The sequence below is a fragment of the Mesorhizobium sp. B3-2-1 genome (assembly GCF_006439515.1).
Classification (GTDB): Bacteria; Pseudomonadota; Alphaproteobacteria; order Rhizobiales; family Rhizobiaceae; genus Mesorhizobium.
Map to the genome: position 1 here is coordinate 80716 of NZ_VFTI01000004.1, position 13176 is coordinate 93891.

A 13176-nucleotide genomic window follows, 5' to 3' on the forward strand; every position below is an offset into this window, starting at 1 on the left:
CTCCGGCCAGGCAATCAGCCGTAAACAGCCAGCACCGTGGTCAGCACCAGCGTCGCGGCAAAGATCAGATTGATGATCCGCGAGGCGACTGGCCTGCGCAGCAAGCGCGCGAACGCCGCACCGGCAAGAAGCCACGCGGCGTGGATGACAACGATCATCACCGCGAGAACGGTCAGTTTCGTCCACAGCCGGAGCCCGGCATCGCCCGCGCCTGACGAGGCACCCGCGAACACGGCGGCGATCGCCACATAGGCTTTCGGGTTGGCCACCGCGAGGAGAAAACCGGCCAGCCATGTCGGGCGCGACGCCTCGGCGGCACGTGCAGCCAATGGCGGCGCGGTGGCGATCTTGAAGGCGAGGTAGAGTATGTAGGCCGCGGACGCGACAACCAGCAATGGCGCCAGCTTCGGCATCGAAGCCAGCGCCGCCATGACCCCGGTCGCCAAGACCAGCAGAACGGCGGTCGTGCCCAGGACAATGCCGCCGGCGTAGCGCAGCGAGTCGCGCAGGCCGAAGGCAGCGCCGACGGCGGTGACGCTTATCGTCGCCGGCCCCGGGCTGCCCATGACGACGGTGGCGGCCAGCAACAGCGCAAGCAATTGGCGCCAAAGCTCCGGCTGCGAAACATGCGGTCCGGCCATCTGATCCTCGCCCTGCACCCCTGTGCGAAGGGACGGTATGGCAAGACATGAGTATCGTCTTGGACGTTCGTGCGTCCCGCGTTACCGGCAGCCTCAGGCGCTGGCTCTGTCGAGTTCGGCCATGTCGTCCGCGCTCAACTTCAACGACATCGCCTTGATCAGGCTGTCCATCTGGCTCGGCTTTGTGGCGCTGGCGATCGGTGCGGTGACGCCCGGCCGCGCGATAACCCAGGCAAGCGCCACTTCCGCCTGCTTGGCCGAATGCCTGGCCGAAATGGCGTCGAGCGCCGCCAGAATGCGCATGCCGCGTGGATTGAGATAGCTGCCGACATCCTCGCCGCGCTCGCTCTTGCCGAGATCGGCTTCCGTGCGGTACTTGCCGCTGAGAAAACCCTTGGCCAGGCTGAAATAGGTGATGACGCCGATATCCTCGGCCACGCAGAGGTCGCGCAGCGGGCCATCGAAGGAAGAGCGGTCGTAAAGATTGTATTCCGGCTGCAGCACCTCATAGCGCGGCAGGCCGCGCAGGCTTGCCACGTCCAGTGCCGCGCGCAACTGGCCGGCATCGAGGTTCGAACAGCCGGCATAGCGGATCTTGCCCTTGGCGAGCAATTTCTCATAGGCGCCGAGCGTTTCCTCATAGGGCGTGGTCGGATCCGGCCAGTGCGACAGATAGAGATCGATGAATTCGGTCCGCAGCCGCTTCAGCGATGCGTCGACGGCCTTTTCGATATAGGCGGCGGACAGGTCCTTGTGGCCCTGCCCCATGTCCGAGCCGACCTTGGTGACCACCACGACCTTGTCGCGGTTACCCCGATCCTTCATCCATTTGCCGATGATGGCTTCCGATTCGCCGCCCTTGTTGCCGGGCACCCAACGCGAATACGCGTCGGCCGTATCGATGGCATTGAGGCCCGCGTCGACGAAGCGGTCGAGCAGGTCGAAGGAGGTTTTCTCGTCAGCGGTCCAGCCGAAGACATTGCCGCCCAGAACCAGCGGCGCGATGGAAAGGTCGGTGCGACCGAGACGGCGTTTCTGCAAGACTAATCTCCGTGGATTGGATCGGCGGACGGCGCCCGCAGGCTAAGGTTCGGAGCTTAAGCTAGGTCTTGCGGCATCGAGGTCAAAGGCCTGGCCGCCTTTTCCGCAGAGCCAGCGCTTCACAAAGTCGCTATCCGGCGCGCCACATCCTCCAGCCAGTGGTCGCGGATATCGAGCGCTTCCAGATGCTTCAGCGTGCTCAACACATAGTCCTCATTGTTGCCGGATCGGCCGACCGCGCCGCGCACCACGGTCGCCGCATCCGCCGTATCCAGCGCACCGGCATATTGCTCATGCCTGCGGTCGACGATGTAGGCCACGGCCTCGACCGCACCGCCGCCGTCGAGACGAACCTTGAGCGTCCGCTCGAGATAGACGCTGGTGACAAGTTCGCGCTCGCGCAGGTAGGCGATGACCTCGTCGCGCAATTCGCCGGGCACTCGGAAGGCAAGGCCGACGCAGGAACCGCCATGGTCGAGGCCGAGCACCAGTCCCGGTCGCTGACGCGTGCCACGGTGCACGAAGGAATAGACGCAGAGCGAGCGGCGATAGCCATGCAGGTGGGCACGCCGTGTCTCGACATGCGCGAAACCCGGTCGCCAGATCAGCGAACCATAGCCGAACACCCAAAAATCGCCCATATCACCGCCCCTGATTGCAAAAAGAATGGCAACACCGCACCGGAAACCGGTGTTTTTTCCGCCCGTGTCCGTCTACCTAGTGTTCGGAATCGAGAATCCGTCCACACCATCCATGCGTTAATGAGAGCCAAAGCATGACGTCAAGTGACGAACGCCAACCGGGTAACCGTCGCCGCCTGTGGTGGCTTGCCGCGTTGATCCTCGTGCTGTTCGCCCTTTACAGTGCCGGCTGGTTCTACCTGGCCAGCAGGGTCAGGACTGAAGCCGACAAGACGGTTGCCACGCTCAACAAGAGCGGTATCCAGGCCGGCTGCGCCAACCTCCAGGTCAGTGGCTATCCCCTGAGCTTTGCCGTCTCTTGCGACAACCTCGCCTATGAGGACGATGCCAAGAACATTGCCGCCTCGGCCGGTAGTTTCAATGCCACCGCCCAGATCGTCCAGCCCTTGTCGCCGGTTGCCAATCTGCGCGGTCCGCTCCGGACCTCCGTCCCGGGCATGATGCCGCTCTGGATCGACTGGGACAATCTGCAGGCCAACGTCAAACTGTGGTACCCGCTGCCGCGGCGTATAGCGCTGCAGGCCGAGGGCCTGTCGGGCCAGACCGACCCGGCCGACGACACCGATCCAGTCGAACTGTTCAGTGCCGGCAAGGCATCAGGCCAGTTGCAGCCGAATGGTGGGGATCTCGACTATGTCGGCAGCTTTGGCGATCTCGAGATCGATTCCGACGCGATCGGCGGGCGCGTGCTGCCGGCGCTCGATGCCAGCGGCGACGTGACACTGAAGAACGGCGTCGCATTGGTCGGCACGCAGGTGAAAAGCCTGCGTGGCCAAAAGATCGAAATCCGCAACCTCGATCTGTCGTCGGGGACCGCGCGTGTCACCGTTTCCGGCCCGCTTTCGGTCGATGCCGAGGGCCTGGTCGATGCCGATCTGATGATCAGGATCAAGGATCCCAAGGCCGTGGCATCTATCCTTGCCGGCGCCATACCCGAGCAGAAGAATGCGATTGAGCAGGGTTTTGGCGCCTTGGCCCTGCTCGGCAGCGAACCGTCGATGCCGCTGAAAGTGGTCAAGGGCAAGGCCTCGCTCGGCTTCATCCCGCTGGGCAAGATCAAGCCGGTGCAATAGAGCATGATCCCGAAAAGTGGGAACCCGTTTTCGCGGACAAACGGTTTCCGTTTGTCCAGAGATCATGCTCCAACAAAGAGATTGATCGGGATGACGAAACGTCATCCCTATCTAGTCCCGCCATGGCAAGACCCGTGAGGCTCCTGAGTGTCGGGGCGCTGACGCTGGATACCATCCTGCGTGTCGATACTTTGCCCAACCATCAGGGAAAATTCATCGCCTCCGACGGCGTCCAGATCGCCTCGGGCATGGCCACGAGCGCTGCCTGTGCCGCGCACCGTCTCGGCGCCGAGGTATCACTATGGGCGAGCGCCGGCGACGATCCGGTCGGCGATCAGCTGATTGCGGGAATAGAGGCCGAGGGTGTCGATTGCAGCCATGTGCGCCGCGTCGGCGGCGCGCGCTCGGCACTGGCCTCGATCCTGGTCGATGCGCATGGCGAGCGTATCATCGTGCCGTTCTACGACACGCGCGCGCAGGCTGATCCCGAGGCTTTGCCGTTCACCGACGTTACGGCATTCGACGCCGTGCTGGCCGACGTGCGCTGGCCGGGTGCCGCGGCACTTGCCTTGAAGGCGGCGCGAGCCGCTGGCCGTCCGGCGATCCTCGATGCCGATACCGCGCCGCTGGCGGTGCTGGAGCAATTGTTGCCGCTGGCCTCGCACATCGTCGCCTCCGAGCCGGCGGTCCGTATCATATGCGGCCACGCGCTGGATCTGGAGAGCGCTTGCACGGACCTCGCCTCGCGTACCGACGCGTTCGTTGCGGTTACCGGCGGCGCGGCCGGTACCTGGTGGTTCGATCGAAGCGCCGGATCATCCCGCCATGTCGAGGCCCCGAGGATCAAGGCGGTCGACACGCTGGCCGCCGGCGATGTCTTTCATGGCGCCTTTGCCGTCGGGCTGGCGGAAGCCATGCCGGTCGAGCAGGCCTTGCGTTTCGCAAGTGCGGCCGCCGCGCTCAAATGCCTGCGCTTCGGCGGCAGGCTGGGCGCGCCGTATCGGGCCGAGACGCTCGCCATGATGGCAGCGACCTGGCCTGAAACAGCTTAGCTCTTTGCCGGATGCTCGACCGCCTGGCGGCCAAAGTCGGGCACATCGATATCCTGGCCGGCCTCGATGATCGAGCGGCGCACGGCGCGCGTGCGGGTAAACAGGTCGAAGAGCTTGTCGCCGTCGCCCCAGCGAATCGCGCGCTGCAGGAACGCCAGGTCTTCGGAGAAGCGCGCCAGCATTTCGAGGATGGCGTCCTTGTTGTGCAGGCACACGTCCCGCCACATGGTCGGATCGGATGCGGCCAGACGCGTGAAATCGCGAAAACCGGAGGCGGAATATTTGATCACTTCCGTCTTGGTCACCGACTCCAAATCGTCGGCGGTGCCGACGATATTGTAGGCGATGATGTGCGGCAGATGCGAGACGATGGCGAGCGTCATGTCGTGATGCTGCGGGTCCATCGTGTCGATGTTGGCGCCGCAGCGGCGCCAGAATTCCGACAGCCGTTCCAGCGCTTCCGGATCAGTGCCCGGCACCGGCGTGAAGATGCACCAGCGATTGTCGAACAGATCGGCGAAGCCGGCGTCCGGGCCGGATTTTTCGGTGCCCGCCAGCGGATGGCCGGGAATGAAATGCACGCCGTCAGGCACATGCGGCTGCATCTGCGCGATGACCGAGGCCTTGGTCGAACCGACATCAGTGAGGATCGCCCCTTTTTTCAGCGCCGGCGCGATTTCCTGTGCCACGGCGCCGGACGAACCGACAGGCACCGAGACGATGATCAGATCGGCATCACGCACCGCTTCCCTGGCATCCGTGGTGTAGAAATCGCCGAGGCCGAGTTCCTCGGCTCGCTTGAGCGTGGCCGCGCTGCGGGTCGAGATGGCGACATGGCGAGCCAAACCCTCGCGGCGGATGACGCGGGCAAGCGACGACCCGATCAGGCCAATGCCGACCAGCGCGATCTTTTCGAACATCGGTGATGTCATGGCTTCTAGCTTTTCAGAAATGTCGTGAGCGCGGCGACAACGCCGCGATTGGCCTCTTCGGTGCCGACGGTCATGCGCAGCGCGTTGGGAAAGCCGTAGCCTGAAACGCGCCGCAGAATATAGCCGCGCGCGCTCAAATACTCATCAGCAGCCGCTGCGGAATGCTTCTGGTCGTCGGGAAAATGGATGAGCAGGAAATTGCCGACGCTGGGTGTCACGCGCAGCCCGAGCCCGGTCATCTGCTCACTCAGCCAGGTGAGCCAGGTCTCGTTATGCGCCACGCTGCGCTCGACATGAGCGCGGTCGCGGATCGCAGCGATGCCGGCCTCGATCGCCGTCGCATTGACGTTGAAGGGACCGCGCACGCGGTTGATCGCGTCGACGATGTGCATCGGACCATACATCCAGCCGATGCGCGCGCCGCCAAGGCCGATCTTTGAGAAGGTGCGCGTCATCACCACGTTTTCGGCGCTGCCAACAAGTTCTATGCCGGCTTCGTAATCGTTGCGGCGGACATATTCGGCGTAGGCCGCGTCGAGCACCAGAAGCACGTTTTTCGGCAGTCCGGCGTGCAGGCGACGCACCTCCTGGAACGGCACATAGGTGCCGGTCGGGTTGTTGGGATTGGCCAGGAACACGATTTTCGTGCGCGGCGTCACGGCCGCCAGCATCGCATCGATGTCGGCGCGCTCGTCGGTCTCGTTGACCACGACCGGTGTGGCGCCCGCCGACTGGATGTAGATCTTGTAGACCATGAAGGCGTGTTCGGTGAACATGGCCTCGTCGCCGGGCGCCAGATAGGTCTGCGCCAGTAGGCCGAGGATCTCGTCGGAACCGTTCGAGCAGATGATGTTCTGCGCGTTGAGGCCATGCACCTCGGCGATCGCCTCTCGCAACCGCCTGGCGGTGCCGTCGGGGTAGACGTCGAGCCTGCCGGCGACTTCGCGCGCGGCCTCGATCGCCTTCGGCGAGGGCCCCAGCGGATTCTCATTCGACGACAGCTTGTGGACCTTGGCGACACCGGCGGGCGCCGTGCTCTTGCCGGGCACGTAGGCGTCTATGTCCATGATGCCCGCGCGCGGGGTTGGACGTGCCTGATCGAGTGTCTGGTTCATATCTTGCAAAATCCGTCAAAAATGCCTCCATCCGGAAGCCGCTGCGGAAATACAAGCCGCGGCAGGCAATGTCGAGGGGCGGCAGTGGTGCCAGCGGCTGCCATTGACGGCGAGGCGGACGAGTTCTAGAAGGACGGTGACAGTTCCGTGGTGATTTGGCCGGTCGGCTTGCAGCCACGTTAAACAATTCGCTAAAGGGCCGTTTGCGTGACGTAACCGGCTTTGCGAAGGCAATGCCGGTTTTTTGTTGTCCGCGACCGGCCGGACGAACGCATCGGCGGCGCGGAGATCGGCAGCGATTTCCGCAAAAGCACGGTGCAGCAAGAGAGACGTGATGGCTGCTCTGCGTGCAGGAAAGACCAACAACGAGGCCGACCAACCGTCGAGCCCGGTGTTGCGTTTCGGGCTCGACAAGCCGCTCAAGCTCGATGCCGGCACGCTGCTGTCGCCATTCCAGATCGCCTACCAGACCTATGGCACGCTGAACGACGCCCGTTCCAATGCCATCCTCGTCTGCCATGCGCTGACCGGCGACCAGCATGTCGCCAGCACCAATCCGGTGACCGGCAAGCCGGGCTGGTGGGAAGTGCTGATCGGCCCCGGCAAGATCATCGACACCAGCCGTTTCTTCGTCATCTGCTCCAACGTCATCGGCGGCTGTCTTGGTTCCACCGGGCCGGCCTCGACCAATCCCGCCACGGGAAAGCCCTTTGGGCTCGACCTTCCGGTGATCACCATCCGCGATATGGTGCGTGCGCAGCACATGCTGGTCGACCATTTCGGCATCGAGAAGTTGTTCTGCGTGCTGGGCGGTTCGATGGGCGGCATGCAGGTGCTGCAATGGGCGTCGAGCTATCCCGAGCGCGTGTTCTCGGCGCTGCCGATCGCCACCGGCGCGCGCCATTCGTCACAGAACATCGCCTTCCACGAAGTCGGGCGGCAGGCCGTGATGGCCGATCCGGACTGGCACGGCGGCAAATATTTCGAGCACGGCAAGCGCCCGGAAAAGGGGCTGGCGGTGGCCCGCATGGCCGCCCACATCACCTATCTGTCGGAAGCCGCCCTGCACCGCAAATTCGGCCGCAACCTGCAGGACCGCGAAGCGCTGACCTTCGGCTTCGATGCCGATTTCCAGATCGAGAGCTATCTGCGCCACCAGGGCATGACCTTCGTCGACCGTTTCGACGCCAACTCCTACCTCTACATGACACGTTCGATGGATTATTTCGACCTTGCCGCCGACCATGGTGGCCGGCTGGCGGACGCCTTTGCCGGCACCAAAACCCGCTTCTGCCTGGTGTCCTTCACGTCGGACTGGCTGTTTCCGACCGAAGAGAGCCGTTCGATCGTGCACGCGCTCAACGCCGCCGGCGCGTCGGTGTCCTTCGTCGAGATCGAGACCGACCGCGGCCACGACGCCTTCCTGCTGGACGAGCCGGAACTGTTTGCCGCCATCAACGGCTTCATCGGCTCGGCCGCGCGCGCCAGGGGGCTCGGCGCATGACCCCGAAAAGTTGCAGACTTTTCGGATCAAGGTCATGCGCCAAACAGAAAGGCGAAGCCATGAGCCCGAAAAGTTGCAGGCTTTTCGGACGGCCATGCGCCAAACAGGAGGCGAAGCCATGAGCGTCAACGGCAGCCAGCGCGTCGACCTCGAGGTCATCGCCAATCTCATCCCGCCGCAATCGCGCGTGCTCGACGTCGGCTCCGGCGACGGCTCGCTGCTCGAATTGCTGCAGGAGACCAAGCAGGTCGACGGCCGTGGGCTCGAGTTGTCGCAGCGCGGCGTCAATGAATGCGTGGCGCGCGGGCTCTCGGTCATACAGGGCGATGCCGACAAGGATCTCGAATTCTATCCCGACAAGGGTTTCGACTTCGTCGTCCTGTCGCAAACCCTGCAGGCCACCCGCAATCCCAAACTGGTGCTCGACGAACTGCTCAGGATCGGCAACCGGGCGATCGTGTCCTTCCCCAATTTCGGCCATTGGCGGGTGCGCCTGTCGCTGTTCGTCAAGGGCCGCATGCCGGTGACCAAGGACCTGCCCTATTCCTGGTACGACACGCCCAACATCCACTTCTGCACCATCCGCGACTTCGTCAATTTGTGCGAGGAGCTCGGAGCGACGGTGGAGAAGGCGACCGCGCTCGACGCCAGCGGCCAGAAGATCGGCCTGTCGATGCCCTGGTGGTTCTGGAATTTCTTTGGCCAGCAGGCTGTGTTCCTGCTGAAGCGGTAGGCTTCCGCTCGGGCACGCCGCTATTTCAGGACGTCGGTGGCCTTGTGCGGATGTTCGACGCCGTCGGCGAATACCACGTCCGATCGCGAATTAGCGGTCCGCAGTGCCAGGATCGCCCGATAGGCCGGCGAATCATACCAGTCGCGCAGACGCTCCCTGTCAGGGAATTCAATGATGATGAGGTGGCCCGGCCAGTCGTTCTCCATCACCTCCAAATTGCCGCCGTGGACCAGGAAACGACCGCCGAAAGGCTCCAGCGTGGCATCGATTTTATGCAGATACTCGACGATCTGCGGCCCCATTGTAGCCTGGCGCATATGGGCAACGGCGTAGGCGGTCATGACGGTACTCCCTTTGATTTCGAGACCGGCCGGCCTGGTGAATGATCTTTTGCCCCAAGCACTCGCCAGGAAGCGATTACGCTCGAGGTAATGGAATGGACGCAGTCGCCAGAGCCTCCGCCAATCCTGGCGACGGTGACTTGCGCGTCCTTAGCAATGGAAATGGTGTTGCAGTTGAAGCGCTAAGAGCCGGAATTCATCACGCCAGGTCGGTCGAACCACGGCTCAATGGGTGACATAACAGGTTGTTTTTTGTAGCGTCGCACCGAATCCGATGAGGGCCATCCAGGGGGAAGTCCGATCCATTCAACCATCCTGCAGACCGAAAAGAGCTATCGGAAAGTGCATTTTCGCGCCGGAAACGGCTGACGCGATGGAGCATTTGCCCCTCATCACGGTCATCACACCGACCCACAACCGGCGCGAAACGGTGCTGCGCGCCGTGGAAAGCGTGCTTTCTCAAAGCATGACGCGGTTTGAGCATATCGTCGTCGACGATGGCTCGACCGACGGGACGGAAGCCGCGCTTGCGCGCATCCGCGACCCTCGGCTGATCTATGTCGGCGCGAAATGGCGCGGCGCCAATGCCGCCAGGAATGCCGGCATCGAGCTGGCGAGGGCGCCCGTGGTGACTTTTCTCGATTCGGACGATCTCTTCCTGCCGCACCGGCTCGAACGGACGCTGGCATGGTTCGACGACAATCCGGCGCTCGAAGTCCTGCTCTCTTCATATGTCTCGGTGAAGGGCGGCCGTGGCACCGCCTGCGTCAACCGCGGTGCTTTCCTCAGTCCGTCAATGCTGGAGCGGGCGGTGGTTGCGCAGACGGCCTTCATCGCCGGGTCGGCGATAACGGCCAGGCGGGAGGCTTTGCTGGCCATCGGCGGCTATGACAGCGACATTCCCCGGATGCAGGACCGGGAGCTTCTGCTGCGCTTCGCGCAGCGCTTCGGCGCCCAATTATCGGAAGATATCGACTGGACGAAGCACAATTCGCAGAATTCGATTTCGGGCCGCAGGGACGGCTATGTCGAAGCCTATGCGATCCTGATGAGCAAGCACCCGCACATCGCTCGCTCTTACCCCCATGTCCCACCCTTTATGATCGCGCGGCAGATCATCGCCGATATTCTCCGGGGGCGGATACCACAGGCATTTGCGGGATACATGGCCAACCGTTCGTCTGACGCGCTTGGTTATTCATTGCCGGAACTGGTCACCGGTTATCTTTACGGCCGTCGCTGGCGGCGCGATCTCTATGACGAAGTTCGCGGGAAGTTTGGAATTCCACCGGCCTGACGGCCAGGCCTATCGGTCCAGTTCCGGAAAATAGGGATCCGACAGGAACCGCCGGTCCCGTTCCCCCAGCAGGCAGTCGATCGGTGCGTCCATCTCGACGGGCGTGATTTTGGGCTTGTCCCGAACGCCGCTGACCTCAAGGATCAGCTTGCGCCGGATCGCCGTCGAAAACTCGTCGGCCGCATGGATCGGCAGCACGAAGGAACCAGGCCCGCCGGTCACGCACTGTGCATAATACTGATCGAGATGGCTGAAGGTCGGCGATGGCTTGATCACGATCGGCAAGCCGTTGATGACGATGCCCTTGGCAATGGCCGCATCACGCGTCACGGTGACCGGCGGCCCGATATTGTTGGGGCCGTCGCCTGATATGTCGATGACGCTGCGTTCGCCCGCGAAATTGGTGCCGTCGAAAAGCTCGGTGCCGAAGGCAAGCGCGCTTGAAATCGAGGTGCCGCGGAAACTCCTGAAGGGGCGGGCCGCGAGCTTGTCGGCAAAGCTGTTGGCACTCTGCGCGCTGTCGATGATCTGCCAGCCGATGACCGCGTCATCGCGCACCGTGCCGGCCCATTCGAAATAGGCGAGCGCAATGCGTCCCGTATGGCCGGAGCGGACCGCCTGGATGAAATCGGCATGCCGCAGCGCCTCGACGTAGCCGGCGCGTTGAAGGGCGAACTCGGTCTCGTCCATCGACAGGGAGATATCGACCGCCAGCACCAGTTCGACGTCGACGGGCAGCGTATCCGGCGCCGAAGGAACCGGAGCGGCCTCGGCGCAAGCCAGGCAGGCAAGCAGGCTCATTGTCTCAAGCATGGCCAGCACAAGCGATGTTTCGATCGCGACATTCGCTCGCGATCACGGCGAAATAAAGCTTGTCGCAGGCGCGCCCGGTCGGTCCGATTGCCGGCTGTTCTATGCCTTGCGCTGTACGGCGACTGGCGGCGGTTCGATGGCACCTGCCCTGACGGGAGCGGGTTTCAGCGCGGGTGCGCCGGTATCCTTCACGATCGTCAGGGACCGCGGAAAGAACTGATTGTTGTGCAGGCCGCGTCCGATATTGATGATCGCGGCGTCCTTCAGATGCTTATCCAGCAGCGACAGCACACGCCTCAGCGACGGGCCGTCGAATGCATCCATCGCTTCATCGATGATCACCCATTTCGGCTTCCGCAAAGCAAGCCTGGCGAAGGCGAGCGATCGCTGTTCGTCATCGCCCAACTCACGGCCCCAGCGGGCCGACCGGTCGAGCGAGGATGACAGCCGCCCGAGGCCGACTTCGGCAAGCACCGCCGAGATATCGGCATCGCTTGCCGGAGCAACGCCATAAGGATGGTCAAGGACCTCGCGCAGCGTGCCGGCCGGGAAATAAGGGACACGAGGCACGAAGATGGGGGCCTCTCCCGCCGGCATGCCGATCTTCCCGCTTCCCCATGGCCACAGGCCGGCAATGGCGCGGAAGAACAGCGTCTTGCCGGCGCCCGGCTCACCGGTGATCATCACGCGCTCCCCGGCACGGATTTCGACATGCTGGTCGGAGAGCTTCGTGCAGCCCTCTGGCGAGGCCACCTGGAGTTTCTCGAACGTCAGGCTGCCATTGGCGTTTTCATCGAAGGAGATACGCTTCTCCTTGTCGTGCAGCACATCGGTTTCATTGAGCGCGATGCGGAAGTCGGCGACGCGCATCAGCGTGGCGCGCCAGTCGGCGATGCTGCCGATGTTGTTGATGAACCAGCGCAACGACGAATGCACCTGGTTGAAGGCGCCGACCGCCATCATCAGTCCGCCAAAGCTGATATCGCCCGAGAAATAGACCGGCGAGGCGACCAGGATCGGCGCCACTACGGTGATCCAGCCATAGGTGTCGGTTACCCAGGACAGGTTGATCTGGGCGGTGTAGATGCGTCGCATGGCGCCCAGCACCGTGCCGAGGTCGAGTTCGAGCCGTCGCTTGGCATCATTCTCGCCGCGGTACAGCGCGATGGCATCGACATTCTCGTTGACGCGCACCATCGAGGACCGCAGCTCCGCTTCGCGCGTATAGCGGTCGCTGTTGAGACGGATGAGCGGCCGCCCGACCAGCCAGCTCAGCCAGGAGGCGGTGCCGGCATAGAGGAACGCCGCCCAGACCATGTAGCCCGGTATCGCCAGCGACCAGCCACCAACGTGGAAAACGAAGCCCGCAGACAGCTCCCACAACACGCCGACGAAAGACACGAGCAGTATGAGGGACTGCAGCAGGCCGACACCAAGATCGGTCGACAGGTCCGACAGGTGCGCCGCATCCTGCTGCATGCGCTGGTCGGGATTGACGCCGATGGCGCCGGCATTGGCCAGCCGGAAAGCACGCGCCGGCCGCATCCACTGGTCGATCAAATCCAGCGTCAGCGCCTCGCGCAACTTCAGCCGGATCATCTGGTTGAGCCAGGTTTGGCCGATGTTGAGCACCAGCAGCCCGCCGGCGATCATGGCAAAGACAAGAAGCTGATGCAGGAAGGCAGCCATGTCGCGGCGCGCGAGCGCGTCGTAAAAGGGTTGGTTCCAGCGATTGAGCAGAACCTGGCCGATCGACGTCGCGACGATGACGGCCATCATGCCGACCGACGTCCATAGCAACCATTTGCGAACCGGCGATTCTATCAGCGCCCGCTTGATCGTCGCCACCTGATCGCGCAGGCTGCTGACCACGGCGACCGGCTGAACGGTGGCCTGATTGTCCAGTTGATCAGCCATAGCCGAGGTCCTTGCG

General features: G+C 63.3%; 13 protein-coding genes and 1 riboswitch. Of the genes, 5 read left to right on the forward strand and 8 right to left on the reverse strand.

What is annotated here, in order from left to right; all coding sequences use genetic code 11:
- Positions 1-14 precede the first annotated feature (14 nt).
- The 3 genes from FJW08_RS05490 to FJW08_RS05500 all read right to left on the reverse strand — a co-directional run bounded on the left by FJW08_RS05490 (position 15) and on the right by FJW08_RS05500 (position 2323).
- The gene (locus tag FJW08_RS05490) at positions 15-641 is read right to left on the reverse strand and encodes a LysE family translocator (RefSeq protein ID WP_140809473.1); all 627 of its coding nucleotides are present in this window, start codon (positions 639-641) and stop codon (positions 15-17) included.
- Positions 642-734: 93 nt separating this feature from the next.
- Positions 735-1682, reverse strand: coding sequence for an aldo/keto reductase (locus tag FJW08_RS05495; protein ID WP_140809475.1), 948 nt, complete (start codon positions 1680-1682; stop codon positions 735-737).
- Between the two features lie 119 nt (positions 1683-1801).
- Positions 1802-2323, reverse strand: a complete 522-nt coding sequence (locus FJW08_RS05500; RefSeq protein ID WP_140809477.1) for a gamma-glutamylcyclotransferase — start codon at positions 2321-2323, stop codon at positions 1802-1804.
- Positions 2324-2457: 134 nt separating this feature from the next.
- Here FJW08_RS05500 and FJW08_RS05505 point away from each other — a divergent pair, with 134 nt between their 5' ends.
- Both FJW08_RS05505 and FJW08_RS05510 read left to right on the forward strand, forming a co-directional pair.
- A complete protein-coding gene (locus FJW08_RS05505) occupies positions 2458-3456 on the forward strand; it encodes a DUF2125 domain-containing protein (RefSeq protein WP_140809479.1) in 999 nt (332 codons plus the stop codon).
- 122 nt (positions 3457-3578) lie between these two features.
- Positions 3579-4508 carry a sugar kinase gene (locus tag FJW08_RS05510; RefSeq protein ID WP_140809481.1) on the forward strand — a complete coding sequence of 310 codons (930 nt, stop codon included), beginning with the start codon at positions 3579-3581 and terminating at the stop codon, positions 4506-4508.
- Here the strand turns inward: FJW08_RS05510 and FJW08_RS05515 are convergent.
- Positions 4505-5440: a prephenate/arogenate dehydrogenase family protein gene (locus tag FJW08_RS05515; protein WP_181178206.1), complete on the reverse strand. Its 936-nt coding sequence runs from the start codon at positions 5438-5440 to the stop codon at positions 4505-4507. The genes FJW08_RS05510 and FJW08_RS05515 overlap by 4 nt on opposite strands.
- A 5-nt stretch (positions 5441-5445) precedes the next feature.
- Positions 5446-6555 (reverse strand): histidinol-phosphate transaminase, encoded by a 1110-nt coding sequence (gene hisC, locus FJW08_RS05520; protein WP_140809483.1) that lies wholly within the window; start codon positions 6553-6555, stop codon positions 5446-5448.
- 137 nt (positions 6556-6692) lie between these two features.
- A riboswitch (SAM riboswitch) is annotated at positions 6693-6770 on the forward strand.
- Between the two features lie 119 nt (positions 6771-6889).
- Between hisC and FJW08_RS05525 the strand changes: the two genes are divergently transcribed.
- Both FJW08_RS05525 and metW read left to right on the forward strand, forming a co-directional pair.
- Positions 6890-8059, forward strand: a complete 1170-nt coding sequence (locus FJW08_RS05525) for a homoserine O-acetyltransferase (protein WP_140809485.1) — start codon at positions 6890-6892, stop codon at positions 8057-8059.
- Between the two features lie 118 nt (positions 8060-8177).
- Positions 8178-8792 (forward strand): methionine biosynthesis protein MetW, encoded by a 615-nt coding sequence (gene metW, locus FJW08_RS05530; RefSeq protein ID WP_140754331.1) that lies wholly within the window; start codon positions 8178-8180, stop codon positions 8790-8792.
- A gap of 20 nt (positions 8793-8812) precedes the next feature.
- Here metW and FJW08_RS05535 read toward each other — a convergent pair whose 3' ends face one another.
- A complete protein-coding gene (locus FJW08_RS05535; protein ID WP_140754333.1) occupies positions 8813-9133 on the reverse strand; it encodes a DUF1330 domain-containing protein in 321 nt (106 codons plus the stop codon).
- Between the two features lie 373 nt (positions 9134-9506).
- On the opposite strand from FJW08_RS05535, the gene FJW08_RS05540 reads away from it, so the two are divergent.
- Positions 9507-10430, forward strand: coding sequence for a glycosyltransferase family A protein (locus FJW08_RS05540; RefSeq protein ID WP_140754335.1), 924 nt, complete (start codon positions 9507-9509; stop codon positions 10428-10430).
- A gap of 9 nt (positions 10431-10439) precedes the next feature.
- On the opposite strand, the gene FJW08_RS05545 is transcribed toward FJW08_RS05540, so the two are convergent.
- Together FJW08_RS05545 and FJW08_RS05550 are read right to left on the reverse strand one after the other, a co-directional pair.
- Positions 10440-11243, reverse strand: coding sequence for a DUF1194 domain-containing protein (locus FJW08_RS05545; RefSeq protein ID WP_140809487.1), 804 nt, complete (start codon positions 11241-11243; stop codon positions 10440-10442).
- Positions 11244-11342: 99 nt separating this feature from the next.
- Positions 11343-13160, reverse strand: coding sequence for an ABC transporter ATP-binding protein/permease (locus FJW08_RS05550; protein ID WP_140809489.1), 1818 nt, complete (start codon positions 13158-13160; stop codon positions 11343-11345).
- Between the last annotated feature and the right edge of the window lie 16 nt (positions 13161-13176).